Below are 22086 nucleotides of genomic sequence, written 5' to 3'. Positions count from 1 at the left end.
GGCGAAGAAATCTTGCGACGCGCGGCAACCTCCCGGGTGCCACCGGCCACTGGACGGGTATGGATACGTCGTCCCCCACATCTCCCGAGAGTTCTCCCGGCCGGGTCCGGCGCTGGCGGGGCACTGCCATCGCGGCCGTCCTGGCCTGCGGTCTCGGCGTCGCCGCGGTCGCCTTCACCCAGAACGCCTCGGCCGCCACGGCCTGGCCGTCCGCCAAGGGCCTGGTCAAGGTCAGCGCGACGACCAACGTCTCGGGCACCTTCGACGGCGGCCTCAAGCGGTATTTCGGCATCGGCGACGGCGGTCAGAGCGAGAGCCAGGACCCGATGTTCAAACTGGCCGACGGCGCCACCCTCAAGAACGTCATCATCGGCGCCCCGGCCGGTGACGGCGTGCACTGCAGCGGCTCGTGCACCCTGGTCAACGTCTGGTGGGAGGACGTCGGCGAGGACGCCGCCACGTTCAAGGGCGGCACCTCGGCCCGTTACACCGTCGACGGTGGCGGCGCCCGCTCGGCCTCGGACAAGGTCTTCCAGCACAACGGCGGCGGCACGCTGACCGTCCGCAACTTCCAGGTCAGCGACTTCGGCAAGCTCTACCGCTCGTGCGGCAACTGCAAGACGCAGTACAAGCGGACCGTGGTGCTGCAGAACATCACCGCGAGCGCGCCGGGCAAGTCCCTGGCCGGCATCAACACCAACTTCGGGGACACGGCGACGTTCTCCGGCATCACGATCGTCGGGGATAGCAAGAAGAAGATCGCGATCTGCGACCGCTTCACCGGCAACAACACCGGCGCGGAGCCGCCGAAGACCGGTTCCGGCGCGGACGGCAAGAATTGTTTCTTCAGCGCCTCGGACATCACCTACAAGTAACCACCCCCGCACCGGATCAGCCGGGTCGGCGCCTCCCCGCGCCGGCCCGGCCCTGGCTTTTCGCAGCCGTCTGCCGCATTATCGGCAGACGGCTTTTTCGTCGCCTCAGAACAACCCTCACCTGCGGCTACCCACCTTTGATTTTCCTTAAATGCGTTTCGTCGACGGCTTCGGGAAAGTCATTCTTTTCGTTATTGAAAATTGCTCTCCGGTTGATGTTCGCGGATTGCCGTGGCAGCATTCTCGGCGCGCGATCCTCTCCTTTTTCGCGCGACTTCCCTTTCCCGAGAGGCACGTCATGACTGCGTCTGTTCATCCACCCGCCCATCGTCGAGCCCCGCGACGGCGGATCGTGCTGGTGGCGGCAGGCGTCGCCGGCCTGGTCGCCGCCGGGCTGAGCGTCGTCTACACCCAGTCCGCCGACGCGGCCACGACGCTGGGCGCCTCGGCCGCCCAGAAGGGCCGTTACTTCGGTGCGGCGATCGCGGCCGGCCGGTTGGGTGATGCGACCTACACCCGGATCCTGACCAGTGAGTTCAATTCGGTCACGCCCGAGAACGAGATGAAGTGGGACGCCACCGAACCGTCGCAGGGCCGGTTCACGTACACCAACGGCGACCGCATCCTCAACCAAGGTGTCGCCATGGGCGCCAAGGTCCGCGGCCACGCCCTGCTCTGGCACGCCCAGCAGCCCGGCTGGGCCCAGTCGCTGTCCGGCAGCGCCCTGCGCAACGCCGCGATCAACCACGTCACCCAGGTCGCCACCCACTACAAGGGCAAGATCTACGCCTGGGACGTGGTCAACGAGGCCTTCGCCGACGGCGGCAGCGGCGCCCGGCGTGACTCCAACCTGCAGCGCACCGGCAACGACTGGATCGAAGCCGCCTTCCGGGCCGCCCGCGCCGCCGACCCCAACGCCAAACTCTGCTACAACGACTACAACACCGACGGCATCAACGCCAAGTCGACCGGCATCTACAACATGGTCCGCGACTTCAAGTCCCGCGGCGTGCCCATCGACTGCGTCGGCTTCCAGTCCCACCTCGGCACCGGCATCGACTCGACCTACCAGGCCAACCTGCAACGCTTCGCCGACCTCGGCGTCGACGTGCAGATCACTGAGCTGGACATCGCGCAGGGCGGCAACCAGGCCACCATCTACGCCACCGTCACCAAGGCGTGCCTTGCGGTGGCCCGGTGCACCGGCATCACCGCCTGGGGCATCCGCGACAGCGACTCCTGGCGTCCGGGTGAGAACCCGCTGCTGTTCGACGGCTCGGGCAACAAGAAGGCCGCCTACACCTCGGTGCTGAACGCCCTCAACGCCGGCGGCACGACGACCCCGACGACCTCCCCGACCACTCCGCCGGCCTCCGGCTCAGGCAGCTGCACCGCGACGCTGACCGCGGGCACCGCCTGGGGCGACCGGTACAACTCCACGGTCACCGTGACCGGAGCCAGCGACTGGAGTGTCGTCGTGACCCTCACGGCGCCGCAGAAGGTCTCCTCCGTCTGGAACGGCACCGCGACCTGGGACGCCGGCGGCACCGTCATGACGATCAAGTCCAACGGCTCCGGCAACGCGTTCGGCTTCACCACCATGTTCAACGGCAACACCACCGCCCGCCCCCGGATCACCTCGTGCACCGGCTCCGGCGGCGGAACCACCACGCCCACGACGACCCCGGCCGCCTGCGCGCTCCCGTCGTCGTACCGGTGGAACTCGACCGGTCAGCTGGCCAACCCGAAGTCGGGCTGGGTGTCGCTCAAGGACTTCACCACCGTGCCCTACAACGGCAAGCAGCTCGTGTACGCCACCACCCACGACACCGGCACCTCGTGGGGCTCGATGAACTTCGGCCTGGTCAACAACTTCTCCGAGCTGGGTTCGGCCGCTCAGAACACGATGAACGCCGGCACCGTCGCGCCGTCGCTGTTCTACTTCGCACCCAAGAACATCTGGGTCCTGGCCCACCAGTGGGGCCCGACCGCGTTCTCGTACCGCACGTCGACCGACCCGGCCAACGCCAACAGCTGGTCGGCGGCACAGCCGCTGTTCACCGGTTCCATCACCGGCTCCGACACCGGGCCGATCGACCAGACCCTGATCGGTGACGGCACGAACATGTACCTGTTCTTCGCCGGCGACAACGGCAAGATCTACCGGGCCAGCATGCCGATCGGGAACTTCCCCGGCAGCTTCGGCTCGACGTCGACCGTGGTCATGAGCGACACGAAGAACAACCTGTTCGAAGCGCCCCAGGTCTACAAGCTCCAGGGCCAGAACCAGTACCTGATGATCGTCGAAGCCATCGGCGCGAACGGCCGCTACTTCCGGTCCTTCACGGCCAGCAGCCTGAACGGCTCGTGGACACCGCAGGCCGCGACCGAGAGCAACCCGTTCGCGGGCAAGGCCAACAGCGGTGCGACGTGGACCAACGACATCAGCCACGGTGAGCTGATCCGCACCAACGCCGACCAGACGATGACGGTCGACCCCTGCAACCTGCAGCTGCTCTACCAGGGCCGCTCGCCGAGCTCCGGCGGCGACTACGGGCTGCTGCCGTACCGGCCGGGTCTGCTGACGCTGCGACGCTGACAAAGAGACGCCATCGGCGGGCTCGGCCTCTGTGCCGGGCCCGCCGTGGCGTCAGCGCGTCGTCTCACACGGCGCTGTCGACCAGCTCCGGTTGCTCGGTCACCACCTGGATCAGCTGGGCCCGGGTGGTCACGCCCAGCTTCGGGAACAGCTTGTACAAGTGGTACTCCACCGTGCGGGGACTCAGGAAGAGGGCGGCCGCGATGTCCCGGGTCGCCCGTCCCTGCGCGACGAACTGGGCGATCCGCAGTTCCTGCGGGGTCAGCGGGTCACGGGCGTCGTCATCGCGGCGCTGCAACGTCTCGCCGGAGGCACGCAGCTCCGTCCTGGCCCGGGTGACCCACGGCGTGGCGCCGAGGCGTTCGTACATTTCCATGGCCGCGCGCAGGTGCTCGCGGGAGCGGGTGCGTTGCCGGGTGCGCCGGAGCCATTCGCCGTACAGGAGGTGGGTGCGCGCCATGTGCGGCAGCGGCGTGCCGGCCGATGCGTGCCCCGCCAACGACGCCTCGTACAACGCGCCGGCGTGTTCGTCGTCGGCGAGCAGCGCCCGGGAACACAACACACCTGCTCGCGCGGACGCGTCGGCGTTGGCGTTCAACGCCTCCATCAGCGCCAAGGTGCGCTTCGCCTGCGGCAGGTCGGCGGCGCGGACCGCAGCCTCGATCCACTGCGACAGGACGACCAGCACGACGCCGGGATGGCCCGCGCCCGCGGGCGCCTCGGCCAGCTCGGCGAACCGGGCCGAGGCCTGGGCGTAGCGGCCGGCGCCCAGGTCCAGCAGGGCCAGCGCCAGCCCCGCCCGGCCGACAGGCAGCCCCAGGGCGCGCGGCTGGGCCAGCCGCAGCGATTCCTCCACCAGCCGCCGGCAACCCTGCTCGTCGCCCTGGATCGCCGCCCCGATCGCCAGGGTCGACAGGTGCATACACCGGGCGCTGTCCTGCCCGGTCTCCTCGGCCAGTCGCAGGCCCTCCTCGGAGATCGCCCGGGCGGTGGCGTAACGCCCCCGGCTCTGCTCCAGCGCGGCCACCGACACCAGCACGTACGGAAGGTCACCCGTCATGCCGCCGACGCGCGCCACCCGCACCGCGTCCTCCAGCAGATCGCGGGCCGCGCCCATGTCGCCCAGGTAGATCGCGGCGGTGCCCGCCTGGGCGAGCTGGAACGGATCGGTGAGCCGGTCACGCGCGGAGATCGCGGCGGTCAGGTGCGCCGCCGCGGACTCGTGCCGGCCCGCGTACGTGTCGGCGACGCCGATGATCAGATGGCGCCAGAACTCGGTCTCCTCGGCGCCGCTGGGTGCCACGTCGCGCGCCCGCTCACCCGCGGCGGCCAGGCCCGGGATGTCACCGATCATCGACGCCGCGTCGGCCGCCTCGGCCAGCATCCGCAGGGCCGTACCGGGTGCCCGCCGCGCCGCCGAACCCGCTCGTTCGAACAGGATCCGGTACGCGTCCGTGGCGATACCGCGCCGCAACTCGAAGCGGCCGCGCAGGAGGGCGATCCGATCGTCGAGCGCCGGGTCGCTGGCCAGCAGCTGCGACTCCCGCAGCCGGGCGTACGCCGCCTCGGGCTGCCCGGCCAGCCAGGCGGCCTCGCCGCTGTCCACGAGGCGGCGGGCGCCGGTCAGCGCGTCGGTCGCCAGCTGGGCGGACCTGCGCGACAGGGTGGCCGCGACGGCGTACCCGCCGCGCGAGCGGGCCCGCTCGGCACAGGCCGCCACATCGTCGGCGACCCGGTCGTCAGGGCCGAGGGTCGCGGCGGCCAGGTGCCAGGCCCGGCGGTCGACTGCGGCAGCGCCGAGCGTATCGGCCAGGACTCGGTGCACCTCCCGTCGGCGGGCATCGCCGGCAGCGCCGTAGACGGCCGACCGGACCAACGGGTGGGAGAACTCCAGTCGACCGTCGCGCACCCGCATCAGGCCGGCGGCCTCGGCCGCCTCCACCTCTGCCGCGCCGGCGCCCAGCGTGGCCGCACCACTGAGCACGGCGGCCAGGTCGCCGGTGCCCTCGGCCGCCGCGACCAGCAGCAACGTCCGGCCCTGCTCGGGCAGCGCCCGCACCCGGGTGAGGAACGCCTGCTCCATGCCCGCGCTGATCGGCAGCGGATCCGGCAGGGGTGCCCGGCCCCGCAACTGGTCGTAGGTCAACGAGCCGGCCAGCTCGATCAGTGCCAGCGGGTTACCCTCGGTCGCGGCGGTCAATTCGGCGGCCACGGACGGGGCTATCGCGGCGCCCGTGCGGGTGCTCAGCAACGACGAGGCGGACGCCGGATCGAGTGCGGTCACCTCCATGACGGGCAGGTCCGCGCTCAGCAGTTCGGCACCCTCGTCGGAGCGGGTCGCGAACAGCAACGCCACCGCGTCGGCGTCGAGCCGGCGGGCAGTGAACAGCAACGCGTCCAGGGAGGCCCGGTCGAGCCAGTGTGCGTCGTCCACCAGGCACAGCAGCCCGCCCCGGCCGGCGGTCTCGGCCAGGAGGGTCAGCACGGCGGCCGCCACCAGGAACCGGTCGGCGCCATCGCCCTCCGCCAGCGCCAGCGCCGCCGCGAGCGCCCGGCGTTGCGGTGGCGGGAGTGCCTCGACCTGATGCATCACGGGCCGCAGCAGCTGGTGCAGGCCGGCGAAGGGCAGCTCCTGCTCCGCCGGCACGCCCGCCGTGTGCAGCACTCTGAGCTCACCGGCGGCCCGCCGCGCATGGTCCAGCAAGGCCGACTTTCCCGCTCCGGGCACGCCGTGCAGCACCAGGGAGGCGCTCCGGCCGGACCGGGCCCGGGCGATCAGCAGGTCGAGCTGCGCGCACTCACCCTCCCGTCCGATCAACATCCTTGGATGGTACGGCCGTCGGCCCCGTCTCAGTCGGCCTCCGGTGAAAGGGTCGACCCACGCCGATCGAGCAACCGAACCGTCTGCAGCAACGCCGCCGGATCCTCCTGCTGCGCCTCCCGGACCATCCGGGTGCCCGCGCCGGGCACGTTGCCGAGGCCACGCAGCACGGCGTTGCGGACTCCGCGCAGCACAGGAGACGACAAACCGGCGATGCGGGCGAGGCTCTGCGCCCGGTCCTGCACCCGGGTCACCGCAGGCCGGCGACGCCGGGCGTACCGCTCCAGCGCCCGGTACAGCAGGTCGTGACCGGTCAGCTCGGCGGCCAGGACGGCTGCGTCGACCAGGGCACTGTTCGCGCCCTGACCCGAGGTCGGCGCCATGGCGTGAGCGGCATCGCCCAGCAGGACGGTCCGGCCGTCGTGCCACCGCCGGCAGTCGACCCGCACGACGTCGTTGACCAGCAGCTGGTCGAGCGACGTGACTGCGTCGAGGATCCGGCCGGCCTTCGGTAGTTCCCGGTCCCAGGCCCGGCGCAGCGCCGGTAGGTCTTCGGCGGCCAAGGCGTCGGCGACGGGCGCGGCACCCGCGTCGGCGTAGAAGTACAGCATGTCGGCGTCCACCGGCGCACCGCCGAACACTCCCAGGCGGGTCCAGTACTCGCCGGCCAGCCGTACGCCCTCCGGGCGGCGCACGAGCCCACGCAGGTAGCGGTCGCCGGTGGCGCGCTCGGTCACACCGAACTCACCGGCGCGGCGGATCACCGAGTGCACGCCGTCGGCGCCCACCACGAGGTCGGCGGTGAGGGTCACGGCGCGCCCCTGCCAGGTCAGCTCCACACTGCCGGTCTGGTCCGCGGCGGTCACCTCGGCGCCGTACCGGCGGTCGACACCTTGCTCGGCAGCCACGGCCGCGAGCAGCACGGCGTGCAGGTCGCTGCGCCGGACGGCCAGCAGGTGATCGAGGCCGCCGCCGAAGTCGGGACTCGCGATCGACACGATCGGGGTTCGGCCCCCGGCGTGCACCACTGTGTCGCTCAGCACCCGCCCGGCGGCGTGCAGTGGCTCGCCGAGGCCCAGTCCGGTCAGCACGGCCAAGCCGTTCGGGTGCAGCAGGATCCCGGCGCCGGCCGGGCCGGGGTCGGCCCGGCGTTCCAGCAACGTGACCGCCGCCCCGGCCCGGGCGAGGAGCAGGCTCGCGGCGGCGCCGCCGATGCCGGCGCCGACCACGGTGACATCGCGACCCGCGATGCTCATGACGTCTCCCGGCCGGCCCGGCCGACGTCGGGGTGCCGCACGATCCAGAGGCCGAGCGCACCGACGGCGAGGCCGAGCGGCACACCCATGGGCGGTTGCAGAACCAGGAGTGCGGCCGCACCGGCCACGGCGACGCTGATGCTGAGGGTGGCCGGGACGACCCGCGCCCGCAGGCTCGCCACGCCGAACAGCACCCAGCCCACGGCGAAGAAGACGTAACTGGTGATCCCGCCGAGCAGCACCATCCCGGTGGGTTCGGTGCTCAGGTAGCCCAGCAGCTCGCCCGCCAGCCAAGGCGTGACGAACGCTTCGAACCAGTAGTTGCCCGCCACGTTGACCGTCCCGACGACGGCCGCCACGACCCCGACCACGCCGAATGCGCCGGCCCGCTGCGACTGCCGCTCGTAGACGCCCATCGCGGCGACGACGAGTATGCACATCACCGCGAACTGGGCGACGCCGTTCCACGCGTACAGCGGATCGGCGATCATCGCCGCCTTGTCGGGATTCCTGGTGACAGTCTGGACGAGCTGCGTGACGACCAGCCCGGCCCCGGCGAGCAGCGCGGCCGGGCCGGCGAGGCGGACGAGGGGCGACGTCGACGCGGCGGGCGCCGGCGCTCGGACGGGATCGGGATGCAGGGACATGGGTTCCTCCTGATTGACGGTGGTGCGGTGCTGTCCGGACCACCGTGCGCGACGGGACCTGCCGGCCGCATCCGTAGAGGTACTGGTGGCACCCGGGCTTACAGGTCCCGTAGGTCTACGGATGCGGCACCGTGGCGCCGGAGGCGACGGTCTCCTCATCACCTGCACACCATCGGAGGCCCGAGATGAGCACCGTTACGGCCTGGCTGACCGACCTGGCCGCCTGGTCCTGGGACCGGCACCACAACATCCTGAGCTGGTACGTCCGCCCGCTGTTCCTGATCCCGTATTGCTGGTTCGCGTACCGGCGCAGCCGGGTGGGCATCGTCCTCACCCTGGTGGCGCTGGCGACCAGCATGACGTGGTTCCCCGCACCGGAACGACCCTCCGCGGCGGTCGTCGAGATGCTCGACGCCGAGCGCGCCTACCTGCTCGGCCCGTGGACACCGGGCAAGGTCGCCATCGCCCTGCTCGTGCCGCTGCTCTTCACCGCACTGGCGCTGGCGATGTGGCGGCGTTCCCCGGCGTGGGCGCTCACGGTCGTCAACGCGGCGATCCTGTTCAAGATCGCATGGACGTTCTGGAACAGCGGCACCGCCGGCGCGCTCGCGCACCTCGTACCCGCGGTGAGCGGCCTGCTGCTGATCAACGTCGCGGCGCTGGGGGCGGTGTGGTGGCTGCGGCGCCGCGCGGCGGTGATGTCATGACCGCCGTCGTCACCGGTGCCCTGCGGGGGCGATTCTCCTACGCGCGATTCGGCACCGGACCGCAGCCACTCGTGGTGCTGCCCGGGATGGCCTTCGACAATCCCGCTCCGGGAAACGCGCGCGCCCGGGCGTACGCCTATGCCATGCGCCGGCTCGCCGTAGGGCGCACCATCACGGTCCTGCAACGCCCCCGCGGGATCGGCCACGGGACGGCGCTGCAGACCGAGGACCTGGCGGATCTCTACGCGCCCGTGCTGCGGGACGAGTTCGGACAGGCCGACGTCATGGCGCTGTCCACCGGTGGCCTGATCGCCCAGCACCTGGCGCTGCGGCACCCCGCGGTCGTGTCCCAGCTGGTGCTGGTCGTCAGCGGTGCCCGGTTGGCGCCGGCCGGCCGGCAGATGTGTGAGACATGGGCGGCGCTCTGCCGGCGCAAGGACTGGCGCTCGCTGCGCGGCGCGCTGACGGCGTCCGCAGTGGACGGGCGGGTGGCGAACCGGCTGGCCCACCTGCTCGGTGGATCCGGCGCCGATCCCGATCCCAGGGACGTGGCCGACTTCGCGGCCACGGTGGCAGCGGTCCTGCGGCACGACACGACCGGGGCGCTGCACGCGATGCCCGTACCCACACTGATTGTCGGCGGCAGGGACGACCCGTTCTTTCCCGAACCGGTGCTGCGTGCCACCGCGGCCGAGATACCGGATGCGCTCCTCAAGGTTCATGCCGGTGGTCACGGCGTGCCCAAGCACCACAGCAGGTGGCTCCAGGAAGAAACGACGGCTTTCCTCGGGAGGGTGTGACATGCGACGAATACTGCTCGTCACCGCCTTGGTGATCATCCATCTCGTGGACGACAGCTTTCTCCAGCCGGAGTCGGGCACCGTCGCGAGCGATCACCTCGTCAGCGGTCTGGTCCCGCTCGCCGTGCTGTGCCTGGCCGTGGCGGCCGCACATCGCCTGGGCCGGGGCGGTCGTGCCGTGGTGGCGACGGCCGTGGGCCTGTCCGGGATGATCGCCGGACTCGAAGGTGGATTCGCGCTGCTCGACGGCGCCCCGGTCCGGGACGACTACACCGGGCTGGCCGCACTGGTCGGTGGCGTCGCCCTGGTGGTCGTCACGAGCGTCGATCAGTGGCGGGCCCGGCGGCGCGACGAGTCCGTGCCGCGCCGGTATCTGCGCCGGAGCCTGCTGACGGTGGCCGGCCTGCTCCTGCTGCTGCAGGTGGTCTACCCCTTGGCGGTGGCGTACGCGGGAACCCACCGGTCGGCGCCGCCACCCGATCCGGCCGGCCTCGGACTCGCCCACGAGGTGTTCCAGATCCGAGCCGCCGACGGTGCCGGCATCCAGGCCTGGTACGTGCCCTCCCGCAACCGGGCCGCGGTGATCACCTATCCCGGCCGTCGCGGAGCGCAACGGTACGCCCGCTTCCTGGCCCGGCACGGCTACGGCGTACTGCTCATGGACCGGCGCGGCCAAGGGGGAAGTGAGGGCGATCCCAACTCCTACGGTTGGGGCGAGCACCGCGACGTCGCCGCAGCGGTGGCGGTCCTGCGGAGCCGGGCGGACGTCGACCCGGACCGGATCGGAGCCATCGGGTTCTCGGTGGGCGGGGAGGTGTTACTGGAGACCGCAGCGCACACGCCCGGCCTCCGGGCGGTGGTCGCCGAGGGCGCCGGGTTCCGATCGATCAACGAGTTCCGGCACGTTGCCGGCGGGCGCTGGTTCACCCTCCCGCTGGTGTGTGTCGCCACGCTGGGCACCGCGGTATTCGCCGACCGGCTGCCGCCACCGGATCTGATCGGCCAGGTGGAACGGATCTCGCCACGCCCGGTCCTGCTCATCCAAGCCGACGCCGGGATCGGCGGCGAGGAACTCAGCCCCCGCTACGCCGCCGCGGCCGGTCCCGGCGCCGAACGGTGGCAGGTCTCGGGCAGCGCCCATGTCGGCGGGCTGTCCGCCCAGCCCGAGGAGTACGAACGGCGGGTGACCGACTTCTTCGACCGGGCGCTGCTCCGAGCGGGTGGATGACGTGCCGTGGTCAGTCGCCCGCATGGCGGTGGCGGCCCGCCACCCGGCGCGTCGGCAGGCGCCGTCCCTCGGCGAACTTCTCGATCAGGTGCAGATCGCCCGGTTGCAGGCCGCGGTTGGCCCGCGGCGCGATCAGCAGTGCCCGGCCGTCCGCGGTCAGCTCGTCCCGCGCCGGGCCCCGCGGGGGCAGAGCCTCGTCGTCGGTCCAGATGAGCCGTCGGCCCTCGGCCAGCACCTCCCGGGCCGCCGCCAGCTTCAGCGGCCAGCACAGCGCGCCGCGGGGCATCGGGTCGGCGTCCAGGGCCCGGATCAGCGCGGGCAGGTGCCACAGCGTTTCCAGGCGTTCGGCCTCGAGGCACCAGGTCGTGCACCAGCGGACCTCGACCCGGCCGTCGGTGTGCAGGGCCCGGATCCGGTCCACCAGCAGCGGGGACCAGCGCAACAGGTACGACGTGTTGTCCGCCCCCGACCACACCAGAGACTTGCGCGGTGCGGCGCCCCAGCCGGGCTTGATCGTGTTGATGACGCCGTCGACGTCGAGAAGCCACACGGGCTTCTCGACGTCGATCACGCCATGGATTCTAGTTCCGGCTAGTTCTGGTCCGCGATGTAGGACGCGATCCAGGCCAGCGGTGCGTTCCAGTTGATGGTCAGCTCGTTCGTCGACCAGGACTGAATGTCGTCGATGTAGCAGAACTGGCCCACGCAGCCGGTCAGCTTGCTCTGGGCGTACGGGTCCTGGATCGAGGAGTTGGCGCCGCCGGCCAGCGTGCCCCGCGGCGGGTTGGGCAGGTTCGGGTCGAGCTGGTGGGCGTACCAGCGGCTGTGCTGGTTCTGCGAGCTGACCTCGCCGTAACCGGTCACGTAGGACTGGTTGAGGGCGTTGCGGCCGAGCATGAAGTCCATGCCCTCGTAGACCGCCTGACGGAACCTGTCCCGGCCGGTGATCTCGTGCGCGGACGCCACCACCACCAGATTGTTCAGGATCTGGCTGTTGGAGCCCCAGTCCCACATGTTGTTCGCCGGGGCGTACGGGATGCCGTACGGGTGCGCGGCCTGGATCTTCAGGTACTTCTCGGCCGCCGCGACGATCGACGCGCGGACCTGGTTGCGCCCGGGCAGCTTGTTCGGCACCAGGGCCAGGTCCAGCCGGCCGGCCACGGCCGTGCTGGCCCAGTCGAAGGCGGCCGCGCCGCCGAAGATGTCGGCGGTGTGCACCGGGGAGGCCAGGATGTCGGCGGCGTACTTCTTCTCCCCCGTGCTCAGGTACAGCTCGGCGGCGGCCCAGTAGAAGTCGTCGTCGACCTTGTCGTCGTTGTACGCGCCACCGCCGGTGCCGTCGGCCGCGGAGGCGTAGCGGGCCGGCTCGGCCAGAGCGGCGGTGTAGGCGGTGCGGGCGGCGGCGAGCGCCTTGGCCGCGAAGGCCTTGTCGTAGCGGCGGTAGATGCGGGCGGCCTGGGCGGCGGTGGCGGCCAGGTTCAGCGTCGCCGCGGTCGAGACCGGGTGCAGTTCACGCTGCTGGGGGTCGAGGTGCGGCAGCAGCGGCAGCCCGGTCCAGTTGGCGTCGTGGATCTTGTGGTGCACCATGCCGGCGAGCGGCTGCCCGGCCGGCACCTGCATCTTGAGCAGGAAGTCCAGCTCCCAGCGGACCTCGTCGAGCAGGTCCGGGACCTTGTTGCCGCTCTCCGGGATGGCCAGCGTGCCGTCGCCCAGCTTGCGCGGCTCGGCGGTGCGCTCGTACTGGTTGAGCAGCTGCCAGGTGGAGATGCCGCCGTTGACGACGTACTTGCCGTGGTCGCCGGCGTCGTACCAGCCGCCGGTCACGTCCAGCTTGTAGTCGCAGACGCCGGCCTGGCACGGCACGGAGCCGTCGCCCAGGTTCGGCGGGACGTCGACGTGGCCGGCCGGGCGGCCGTACCCGGGCCGCAGGTCCTCGCGGATCTCGATGCCGCTGCGCTGGGTGTAGTAGAACTTCAGCGCGTCGGCGCGCAGCTGCTCGTAGACCGCGGCGTCGATGTCGAACGGCCGGCTGGTCTCACCGTCGGCGACCAGCGTGTAGCCGGTGCCGCGCTTGTGGTAGCGGCTGAAGTCGATCGTCTGCACGTTCTGCCCGGACGACACGTCGACCCCGCGCGGCACGGTGGTGCCCCGCGCGACGGTGGTGCCGGCCGCGTTCTTCAGCTGCCAGGGCAGCTTGGTGGTGGTCTCGGTGACCAGGGTGGCCTTCTTCGGCCCGCGCGGCAGGTAGGCGACCTGGTTGACCCGCACCCGCGGCCCGGTGTCGGGCACGTAGACCTCCGGCGGCACGCCGCCGACCAGCGAGACGTCGTCCAGGCAGAGCCGCCAGGGGTCGGCGCTGCCGCCGACCTGGAGCGCGACCTGCGCCTGGGCGGTGGTCACGGCCGAGGTGAAGGTGTACGAGTACGTGTCGCCCGAGACGGTCAACGCCGGCGACGCCTCGAAGTACGTGTCGTACGGCGAGACGGCCAGCCCCACGATCGCCCGGGCGACATGCCCATCGGGATCGCCGCTGGCTGTGAACGAGTACCGGTAGGTCTCGCCCGCGACGAGATCGATGTCGTTCTGACCGACGGCGACGTCCCATCGGTTGCTGGTGCCGCCCGGCACGTCCATACAGGCTTTGCCGTCGGTCAGGGTCAGCGGCCCGGGATTGCCCCACCACGGGTCGGTGCCGGTGGTGAAGCCGCCGTTGACGACCTGCTCGACCTCGTCGGCGGCAGCGGCCGGACCGGCCGGTACGGCGGTGAGGCCGGCCACGAGCAGGACGGCGGCGCCGAGGGTTCGGATCACAAAGGGTCTCCTTGGGAGCGCTTCCATCAGTCAGTTCAGATATGTTGATCCCCTGGGTAACGACCTGTCAACACGGCTGAAACGTTCAGTAATTCAGCTGCGTGAGCTGGGCGCTGTCGGCACGATGTCCGCTGTGCTGATCCGCGCGTATGACGACAGTGACTGGGCCGCCCTCTGCCGCATCCACGACGCCGCCCGGCTCGACGAGCTGCGCGACTCCACCGGCCTCGACGCCTTTCTGACCCTGGAACAGACCGCCGAGGGCGAGGGCCTCTTCGTCGGCCTCCTCTGGGTCGCCGAGACCGACGGCGTGGTGACCGGTTTCGTGGCCCTCGACGGCAACGAGATCACCTGGCTCTACGTCGACCCGGCGTACTACCGCCACGGCATCGGCCGGGCCCTGCTGCGCCACGCGCTCGCCCACACCGGCGACCACGCGGAGGTCACGGTCCTCGACGGCAACCCGCACGCGCTGGCGCTGTACCGCAGCGAGGGCTTCGTCGTGCGGGAGACCCGGACCGGCCCGCTGGTCGGCAACGAACGCTTCACCGCGACCGGCCACATCATGCGGCGGCAGCCGGGCTGACCACCGTCCCTCGTACGGATGGCGGCGCCGGGAGAACCACCCGCGACACCGCCCGTCCGGCGGTGCCGGGGCTGGCGCGTTGCCCTTAAGGTCTCTAGCTGTGGCGATGCAGTACGGCTTGGGGATCGATCTCGGTACGACCCAGACGGCGGCGGCGGTCCGCGTCGACGGGCGCACCGAGGTGGTCCGGCTGGGCGGACGCCGGGCCGAGATCCCGTCACTGGTGTTCGTGCGCCCCGACGGCGGCCTGCTGATCGGTGAGGCGGCCGAGCGCCGCGGTCAGGCCGAGCCGGCCCGGCTGGCCCGCGAGTTCAAGCGCCGCATCGGCGACCCGGTGCCGATCCTGGCCGGTGGCGTGCCGTTCTCGGCGCACGCGCTGACCGCCAAGCTGCTGCGGCACGTACTGGACACGGTCATCCGTCTGCAGGACGGCCCGCCCGCGGTGCTGACCGTGACGCACCCGGCGAACTGGGGACCGTACAAACGGGAGCAGCTCGACCAGGCGCTGCGGCTGGCCGACACCGGGCCGGCGCTGCTGCGCACCGAGCCGGAGGCCGCGGCGCTCCAGCACGCGACCGCCCGCCGGATCGGTCCGGGCGAGACAGTGGCCGTGTACGACCTGGGTGGCGGCACCTTCGACGCGGCGGTGCTGCGCCGTGAGGGCGAGGGCTTCCAGGTGCTCGGCGAGCCGGAGGGCATCGAGCAGCTCGGCGGTGCGGACTTCGACGAGGCGGTCTTCGGGCACGTCCTGGGCGTGCTCGGCGACCGGGTCGAGAGCCTGGACCCGAACGAGCCCGACGTGGTCACCGCCCTGGCCCGGCTGCGCCGCGACTGCGTGGAGGCCAAGGAGGCGCTGTCCTTCGACACCGAGGTGATGATCCCGGTGGCGCTGCCCGGCGTGCACACCCGGGTCCGGCTGAACCGCTCCGAACTGGAGTCGATGATCGCGCCGGCGCTGGCCGACACGGTCGCGGCGATGCACCGGGCGTTGCGCGCGGCGCGGGTGGCGCCGGCCGAGCTGGACGCGGTGCTGCTGGCGGGCGGGTCGTCCCGGATCCCGTTGATCGGGCAGCTGCTGGCGACGGCGTTCGACCGGCCGGTGGTGGCCGACCCGCATCCGGAGCACAGCATCGCGATGGGCGCGGCGGTGGCCACGGCGCTGGTCACCGGCGGGGTGTCGCCGTTCGACGACGCGGTGGCGCCGCCGCCGAGCCCGGTCGCCGCGGCCGGTCCGGAGCCGGTCGGCACCGACGCGACGGCGGCCTGGCAGGACCCGGAAGCCGGGAACGACACCCTGCTCCAAGCGCCGGCTACCGCGGGGGTCGCCCAGGCCACCTGGGCGGCCGCACCCCACACCACCGAATCCACGCCGGCAACCGGCACGGCACCGCACGCCGGCGCCGGCCCTTCGACGCACGCCACGCCGGCCAATGGCACGGCACCGCACGCCGGCGCCGGCGCATCGACCCTCGCCAGCCCGGCCAAGGGCACGGCACCGCACGATGCTGCCGCATCGACGCACGCGGTGACGGGCATCGGCACCGGCCCGCACGACGACGACGACGACGACGACGACGGATCCACCCAGCTCCTGACGGGCAACGGCCCGCAGACCGCGCCGGGAACCCCCGACCACGCCGGATCCACGCAGATCCTGCCGGGCAGCGGCAACGGCAACGGGGGCGCAGCAGCGACACGGATCCTGCCCGGCGACGCGGTGCGGGCCGACCGGCCGGTCAGCGGCGGGGCGGCGCAAGGCCCGGTGGCCTACTCGCGCGGCGCTGCCTCCGTACCCTCGAACGGGCAGCCCTTCGCGACCCCGACCCGCACCTTCCCGCAGCCGACGAGCCCTGCCCCGCCGCCGCCCGGTCCCCCGCCGATGCACTACCCGCCGGCGCCGGCCGGCGGCGACCGGCCGCCGGCCAGGCGCAACGGCAAGCTGCTGATCCTGGTCGGTGCCCTCACCCTCGCGATGATCGCCGGAACCACCGTCCTGGTCGCCCTGGTCCGGCGCGGCGACAAGGACCGGGACACGGCCGCGCCGCCGACGGGCTCCCCGTCGGTCAGCGCGCCGCTGACCTTCCCCACCGCCGGGATGCTCATCCAGGTCGACGCCGGCGGTGACCAGCGGCCCGAGCTCAAGTCCAGCGCCTACCTGCTCACTCCCGGCAAGCCCGGCCGCACGGCTGTCGCGGACACCGGCGGCGACGTGCTGCCCGAGTGGTCCCGCGACCGCAAGAAGGTCGCGGTGATCCGGTACGAGTCGGACGGCAGCAACGCGATCTGGGTGATGGCCGCCGACGGCAGCGAACCGCAGAAGGTCGTGGAGAACGCCACCGGCGGCCGGGTGTCCTGGAATCCCGACGGCAGCAGGCTGGCGTTCCTGCGCAAGGTCGACGGCAGCCCGCAGATCTTCACCATCAAGATCGGTGACTCGAAGCCCACCCAGCTGACCTGGGCGGACGGCATGAAGGATGATCCGGCCTGGTCGCCCGGCGGCGGAGCGATCGCCTACTGGAAGCTGGTGAAGGGCGAGCGGCAGATCTTCATCCTGAACGCCAACGATCCGGAGGAGCCCGGCCTGCAGGTGACCGAGGGAGACAGTGGTCCCGGTGTCGACCCGAACTGGTCACCGGACGGGATGCGGATCGCCTACACCCGTAACCCGGGCGACGCGGCGGACATCTGGACCATCAGCCCCAACGGCAAGGATCCGAAGCAGCTGACCGAGCACGAGGACCGCGAGATGGACCCGTCCTGGGCGCCGGACGGCAGCTGGCTGGCCTTCACCCGCGGGCCGGTCAACCAGCCGAAGATCGTGATCGCCAAGGCGGACGGCTCCGCGGAGCGGATCCTCACCGCAGAGGGCGCCCGCGAGGGTCATCCCTGCTGGTCCTGACCTTTCCAATCGTCGGCCAGGATCGCCATGACCGTGGCGTCCACCCAGCCCTGCGGCGTGCGCAACGCGTCCCGCAGGACGCCCTCGGCGACAAAACCCACCTTCTCGTACGCACGGCGGGCCCGCGGGTTGAACGAGTACACCTCGAGGGCGATGCGGTGCAGGCCGAGCTGTTCCAGGCCGTAGCCGACGAGCAGCCGGGCTGCCTCGGTGCCCAGCCCCCGGTCCCGCCCCTGGGGTCCGAACATGGTCCGGAAGTTGCAGCTGCGGTTGGGTGGATCCCACTCGTTGAGGACGACCTCACCGACCCAGGCGCCGGTGGCCCGCTCCTCCACGGCGAGGTCGAGACGGTCGGGCCGGTCGGCGCGGGTGCCGTACCACTGACGCAGCCGCTGCTCGGCGGCCTCGTCCCAGACGATCGGCTGGCTGCCGGTGAGCCGGACGACCTCGGGATCGCGCAGCGCGTCCCGGACGGCCGGGAAGTCAGCGGCCCGGAACGGGCGCAGCACGACGCGGGGGCCGACGAGGGTGGGCTTGACGGAGAAATCGGCGGCCATCGGGCGATGATCGACGAACCGCCCGGCCCGGGCAAGCACATTCGCCCGATGGGGACTGTCGAAAGTCGCACCCGGCGACCGATCGATCACGAGAGGTAGCCCGCGGGGTGTGCCGGTGTCTATCCTCAGCCGATGCTCGACGCCGAGGCACGCCTGTTGCTCGCCCCCCATCTGGCAGTCTTCCGCAGCGTGACCGGCGCCCTCGACGCCGATCAGCTGCGGCTCGAGCAGACCACGGCCGAGCTGGCCGGCCGACCGGCTCCCGGCCGGTTCGGCGGTTCGCTCGGCAAGCACATAGCCACGGTCAAACGGATCCGGGAGCTACGGCGCAGCCAGCAGGAACTCACCGTCCGCATCGACCAGCAGCAGGCCCGGGCGGAGCATCTGGCTGAGCAGATCGACGGCCTGGTCGAACCCGCGCTGCGGCTCAACGACGGCCACTATCAGCGACTGGTCGTGGCGACGCTGCTCTTCACCCGGGCGCTGGGACATTGCGAGGAGGCCGGCCGGCACCTCGGCGCGGCCGTCGGGGCGGCGGGCACGGTGATGCGGGCCGTGATGGGCAGGACCATGGGTTCCACCGACCAGTTCCGGGCGGAGTGGTCGGCCCGCGACTATGACAACCACATCCGCGACGCCGTTGCGGGCCTGCGGGCCCTGCCGGACCAGATCGCGTACGCCGAACGCAGAGTGGCCGAGCTGACCGGGACCACCGTGCCGCCCGCCCGGACGCCGGATCTTGCCCTGCTGAACGAGGTGCCGGGGACCTTGGCGAGTGCCGGGGCCCGGTTGCGGCTGGCGGAGAGCCTCGTCCCGCTCGGCAACCTGCAACGGCAGCTGCGCGCCACCACCGAGGTGATCGAGCAACGGCGCCAGCAGGCCGACAAGAAGCGGCACGCCGCGCTGCGGGCCGCCTACAGCCGCCTCTGACCCGCGCTCAGCCGGCGGCTTCGTCGAGGTCGACGACCTCGCGGCCCAGCGGCCAGAACGCCGCCGGGACCAGCTTGAAGTTCGCGATGCCGAACGGGATGCCGATGATCGTCACGCACTGGGCGACGCCCGCCACCACGTGACCCAGCGCCAGCCACCAGCCGGCGATGACGACCCACAGCACGTTGGCCACGCCCGAGGCGACGCCCGCGGAGGGCCGGGTGACCAGGGTACGGCCGAACGGCCACAGCGAGTACGACGCCAGCCGCAGCGACGCGACCCCGAACGGGATGGTCACCACGAGGACGAAGCAGAGCAGCGCGGCCAGCCCGTAGCCCAGGGCCAGGATGAAGCCGCTGCCGAAGATGAACCAGAGGACGTTCAGGATGAAGCGCACCTGATCAGCATGACGCGGGCGCGCCAGCGGCCTGTCCCGGCGGGCTCGGACTCGGCCATTCGGCGCCCCCGAATCGGCGGGTTGCCGATCACCGAAGGGCCGGGCCCGACGCTCGGAGGCGATGGCGGTGGCCTCCGATGAGGACATTGCCAGACGGCGCTTGCGGGATTCTTGTGGTTCGATCGACGGCTCGGGCTACGAGAGGTCGGGCGTGGGGGATTTCCGGTTACTGGGTCCGGTCGAGGTGTGGAACGGCGCCGAGCGCGTCGACGTCGGGCACCCGCGGCAGCGGACCGTGCTGGCGGCTCTGCTCGCCGACGCCGGGCGGTCCGTGCCGGTCGCCACGCTCATCGACCGGGTCTGGGGGCAGGCCCCGCCACGGTCCGCGCGGCAGTCGCTGCACGCGCACCTGACCCGGGTCCGGCAGGTCGTGCAGCGCGCCGGTGTGCCAGGCCCTCTGGTGCTCACGTCTGACTCGTACCGTCTCGAGGTCGACCCGGCCACCGTGGACGTGCACCGGCTGGGCGAGCTGACCGCCCGGTCACTGCGGCCGGAGCACACCGCCGAGCAGCGGGTGGCCCTGCTGCGGCAGGGCATGGCGCTGTGGCGCGGGGAGCCCCTGGCGGGCCTCGGCGGAGAGTGGGTCGCGCAGACCCGGCAGCTCTGGCGCCGGCGGTACGCGGACACCGCCGTCGCCTGGGCCCGGGCCGAACTGGCGGTCGCCAACCCGGGCGAGGTCATCCGGGTCCTCGCTGACCTGGCCGCCCAGTTCCCGCTGCACGAGTCGCTGGCCGCGGTGCTGATGCGGGCCCTGGTGGCGGCGGGACGCCCGGCCGAGGCGCTGGCCCACTACGCGGCCGTCCGCCGGTATCTGATCGAGGAGCTCGGCACCGAGCCGGGCGCGGACCTGCAGGACGTGCACCGCTCGGTGCTGCGCGGGGAGGCATCCGGTGGCGTCCGCTCCGGCCCGGCGCAGCTGCCCGCGGACATCGCCGGGTTCGCGGGCCGGGCGGCACACCTGGCCCTGCTGGACGCCCTGCACGACCGGGAGTCCGCGCGGGCCGTGGTGGTGTCCGGGATGGCCGGCGTGGGCAAGACCGCCCTGGCCGTGCACTGGGCGCACACCGTGGCGCCGCGGTTCCCCGACGGCCAGCTGTACGTGAACCTGCGCGGCTTCGACCAGGACGAGGCGGTCCTGGCCCCGGCCGACGCGGTCCGGGGTTTCCTGGACGCGCTCGGGGTGCCGGCCGATCAGCTGCCACCGGGCCGCGACGCCCAGCTCGGCCGCTACCGCACCCTGCTCGCGGACCGGCGCGTGCTGGTGGTGCTGGACAACGCCCGCGACGCCGAGCAGGTCCGCCCGCTGCTGCCGGCCGCCCCGGGCTCGCTGGCCCTGGTGACCAGCCGGCATCAGCTCACCGGCCTGCTGGCCACCGCCGACGCCCAGGCCCTGCCGCTGGACATCCTCACCGACGACGAGGCGCGGGAGCTGCTGGTCCGCCGGCTCGGCCGAGACCGGGTGGTCGCCGAGCCGGCCGCGGCCGAGGAGATCGTCGCCGCCTGCGCCGGCCTGCCGCTGGCGCTGGCGATCACCGCCGCCCGGGCCCGGCAGTCGCGTTTCCCGCTGGCCGCGCTGGCCGCCGAGCTGGCCGAGGAGGGCCACCGGCTGGACGCGCTGGACACCGGGGACGTGGCCGGGCGGGTGCGGTCGGTGTTCTCCTGGTCGTACGACGCGCTGAGTGCCCCGGCGCAGCGGGTGTTCCGGCTGTTCTCCCTGCATCCGGGGCCGAGCGCGGCGACCGCGGCGGTGGCGAGCCTGACCGGGCTGCTGCCGTCCGGGACCCGCCGGCTGCTGGGTGAGCTGACCCGGGCCAGCCTGCTGACCGAGCAGCTCCCGGGCCGGTACGTCTGCCACGACCTGCTGCGGTCGTACGCCGCCGGCCTCACCGCCGATCTTGACCCGGCTGCCGACCGGGACGCCGCTGTGCGCCGGCTGCTCGACCACTACCTGCACACCGCGTACGCCGCCGACCGGTTGCTCGACCCGGCCCGGGGCGCCATCGAGCTGCCCCTGGCTCCTCCGGCGGCCGACGCCCGTCCGGAGCAGCTCGCCGACCGGCAGGCCGCGACGGCTTGGCTGGCCACCGAGCACCCGGTGCTGCTGGCCACGGTCACGTACACCGCGGAGACCGGGAATGACGCGTACACCTGGCAGTTGACCTGGTCGTTGAGCACCTATCTGGACCGGCAGGGCGACTGGGCCGGGCGGGCCGCCGCCTGGCAGACGGCGCTGCGGGCCGCCGAGCGGCTCGGTGACCGCACCGCCCAGGCGCGGGCGCACACCAGCATCGCCCGCACCCACACGCTTCGCGGCAACTACGCGGACAGCATCGCCTCCCTGCAGCAGGCGCTCGACCTGTACACCGCGACCGGTCACCGGATCGGTCAGGCGCACACCCACCGCAACTTCGCCCACCTCTGGGGCCATCAGGGCCGCTACGACGCCGCGGTCGACCACGCCCGGCAGGCACTCGCGCTGTACCGCGACGCGGCCGACGAGCGGGGCCAGGCCGACGCGCTGAACCAGGTCGGCTGGTACCACGCGATGCTGGGCGAGCACGACGAGGCGCTGGAGTGCTGCCGGCAGTCGCTGGCGCTGCACGAGCGGCTCGGCAACCGGGCCGGACAGGCGCACGTCTGGGACAGCCTCGGCTACGCCCACCACCACCTGGGCCGCCACGACGAGGCGATCGAGTGTTACGGCCACGCCCTGCGGCTCGCCCATGATCTCGGTGACCGGTTCAACCAGACGCAGGCCCTCACCCACCTCGGCGACGCGCAACTGGCGGCCGGGCGCGTACCGCGGGCCGAGCGGGCCTGGACCGAGGCCCTCGCCATCCTGACCGAGCTGGACCACCCCGACGCGGAGGCCGTCCGCCGCAAGCTCGCCGCCCTGCCGGGTGACGGGTGACG

At 72.3% G+C, this 22086-nt stretch carries 16 protein-coding genes; 9 read left to right on the top strand and 7 right to left on the bottom strand.

The window, feature by feature from the left end; translation table 11 throughout:
- Positions 1–59: 59 nt before the first annotated feature.
- Together ACZ6S4_RS17745 and ACZ6S4_RS17740 are read left to right on the top strand one after the other, a co-directional pair.
- Positions 60–875 carry a pectate lyase gene (locus ACZ6S4_RS17745; protein ID WP_465475968.1) on the top strand — a complete coding sequence of 272 codons (816 nt, stop codon included), beginning with the start codon at positions 60–62 and terminating at the stop codon, positions 873–875.
- Between the two features lie 298 nt (positions 876–1173).
- Positions 1174–3474, top strand: a complete 2301-nt coding sequence (locus ACZ6S4_RS17740) for a non-reducing end alpha-L-arabinofuranosidase family hydrolase (protein WP_465475967.1) — start codon at positions 1174–1176, stop codon at positions 3472–3474.
- Positions 3475–3538: 64 nt separating this feature from the next.
- Here the strand turns inward: ACZ6S4_RS17740 and ACZ6S4_RS17735 are convergent, their stop codons facing one another.
- From ACZ6S4_RS17735 to ACZ6S4_RS17725, 3 genes are read right to left on the bottom strand one after another with little or no spacing between them, the layout of a single operon-like run.
- Positions 3539–6295, bottom strand: a complete 2757-nt coding sequence (locus ACZ6S4_RS17735; RefSeq protein ID WP_465475966.1) for a helix-turn-helix transcriptional regulator — start codon at positions 6293–6295, stop codon at positions 3539–3541.
- Positions 6296–6324: 29 nt separating this feature from the next.
- On the bottom strand, positions 6325–7551 hold the full coding sequence (locus tag ACZ6S4_RS17730; protein WP_465475965.1) for an FAD-dependent oxidoreductase: 1227 nt from the start codon (positions 7549–7551) through the stop codon (positions 6325–6327).
- Positions 7548–8198: a hypothetical protein gene (locus ACZ6S4_RS17725; RefSeq protein ID WP_465475964.1), complete on the bottom strand. Its 651-nt coding sequence runs from the start codon at positions 8196–8198 to the stop codon at positions 7548–7550. The genes ACZ6S4_RS17730 and ACZ6S4_RS17725 overlap by 4 nt, the downstream gene beginning before the upstream one ends.
- Before the next feature lie 185 nt (positions 8199–8383).
- On the opposite strand from ACZ6S4_RS17725, the gene ACZ6S4_RS17720 reads away from it, so the two are divergent.
- Genes ACZ6S4_RS17720 through ACZ6S4_RS17710 form a run of 3 tightly spaced genes read left to right on the top strand, consistent with a single transcriptional unit; the run spans position 8384 to position 10933 of the window.
- Positions 8384–8905, top strand: a complete 522-nt coding sequence (locus ACZ6S4_RS17720; RefSeq protein WP_465475963.1) for a hypothetical protein — start codon at positions 8384–8386, stop codon at positions 8903–8905.
- A complete protein-coding gene (locus tag ACZ6S4_RS17715) occupies positions 8902–9705 on the top strand; it encodes an alpha/beta fold hydrolase (RefSeq protein ID WP_465475962.1) in 804 nt (267 codons plus the stop codon). Before ACZ6S4_RS17720 ends, ACZ6S4_RS17715 begins: the two co-directional genes overlap by 4 nt.
- A gap of 1 nt (position 9706) precedes the next feature.
- Positions 9707–10933 (top strand): alpha/beta hydrolase, encoded by a 1227-nt coding sequence (locus ACZ6S4_RS17710; RefSeq protein ID WP_465475961.1) that lies wholly within the window; start codon positions 9707–9709, stop codon positions 10931–10933.
- A gap of 10 nt (positions 10934–10943) precedes the next feature.
- Here ACZ6S4_RS17710 and ACZ6S4_RS17705 read toward each other — a convergent pair whose 3' ends face one another.
- Positions 10944–11504 (bottom strand): HAD domain-containing protein, encoded by a 561-nt coding sequence (locus ACZ6S4_RS17705; protein WP_465475960.1) that lies wholly within the window; start codon positions 11502–11504, stop codon positions 10944–10946.
- Between the two features lie 20 nt (positions 11505–11524).
- Positions 11525–13771 carry a glycoside hydrolase family 9 protein gene (locus ACZ6S4_RS17700; RefSeq protein ID WP_465475959.1) on the bottom strand — a complete coding sequence of 749 codons (2247 nt, stop codon included), beginning with the start codon at positions 13769–13771 and terminating at the stop codon, positions 11525–11527.
- A 106-nt stretch (positions 13772–13877) separates the two neighbouring features.
- On the opposite strand from ACZ6S4_RS17700, the gene ACZ6S4_RS17695 reads away from it, so the two are divergent.
- Positions 13878–14330, top strand: coding sequence for a GNAT family N-acetyltransferase (locus tag ACZ6S4_RS17695; protein WP_465475958.1), 453 nt, complete (start codon positions 13878–13880; stop codon positions 14328–14330).
- Positions 14331–14436: 106 nt separating this feature from the next.
- Positions 14437–17229 (top strand): Hsp70 family protein, encoded by a 2793-nt coding sequence (locus ACZ6S4_RS17690; protein WP_465475957.1) that lies wholly within the window; start codon positions 14437–14439, stop codon positions 17227–17229.
- Here ACZ6S4_RS17690 and ACZ6S4_RS17685 read toward each other — a convergent pair.
- Positions 17211–17786 carry a GNAT family N-acetyltransferase gene (locus ACZ6S4_RS17685; RefSeq protein WP_465475956.1) on the bottom strand — a complete coding sequence of 192 codons (576 nt, stop codon included), beginning with the start codon at positions 17784–17786 and terminating at the stop codon, positions 17211–17213. The genes ACZ6S4_RS17690 and ACZ6S4_RS17685 overlap by 19 nt on opposite strands.
- 132 nt (positions 17787–17918) lie before the next feature.
- Between ACZ6S4_RS17685 and ACZ6S4_RS17680 the strand changes: the two genes are divergently transcribed.
- Positions 17919–18716 carry a hypothetical protein gene (locus tag ACZ6S4_RS17680; protein WP_465475955.1) on the top strand — a complete coding sequence of 266 codons (798 nt, stop codon included), beginning with the start codon at positions 17919–17921 and terminating at the stop codon, positions 18714–18716.
- Between the two features lie 7 nt (positions 18717–18723).
- Here ACZ6S4_RS17680 and ACZ6S4_RS17675 read toward each other — a convergent pair whose 3' ends face one another.
- Positions 18724–19113 (bottom strand): YccF domain-containing protein, encoded by a 390-nt coding sequence (locus ACZ6S4_RS17675; RefSeq protein ID WP_465475954.1) that lies wholly within the window; start codon positions 19111–19113, stop codon positions 18724–18726.
- Positions 19114–19324: 211 nt separating this feature from the next.
- On the opposite strand from ACZ6S4_RS17675, the gene ACZ6S4_RS17670 reads away from it, so the two are divergent.
- On the top strand, positions 19325–22084 hold the full coding sequence (locus tag ACZ6S4_RS17670) for an AfsR/SARP family transcriptional regulator (RefSeq protein ID WP_465475953.1): 2760 nt from the start codon (positions 19325–19327) through the stop codon (positions 22082–22084).
- Positions 22085–22086 lie beyond the last annotated feature (2 nt).

This window comes from Actinoplanes sp. NPDC051405, from assembly GCF_055586185.1.
Note: the sequence above shows the minus strand (reverse complement) of the source record. Positions and strands in the feature narration are given on the sequence as shown.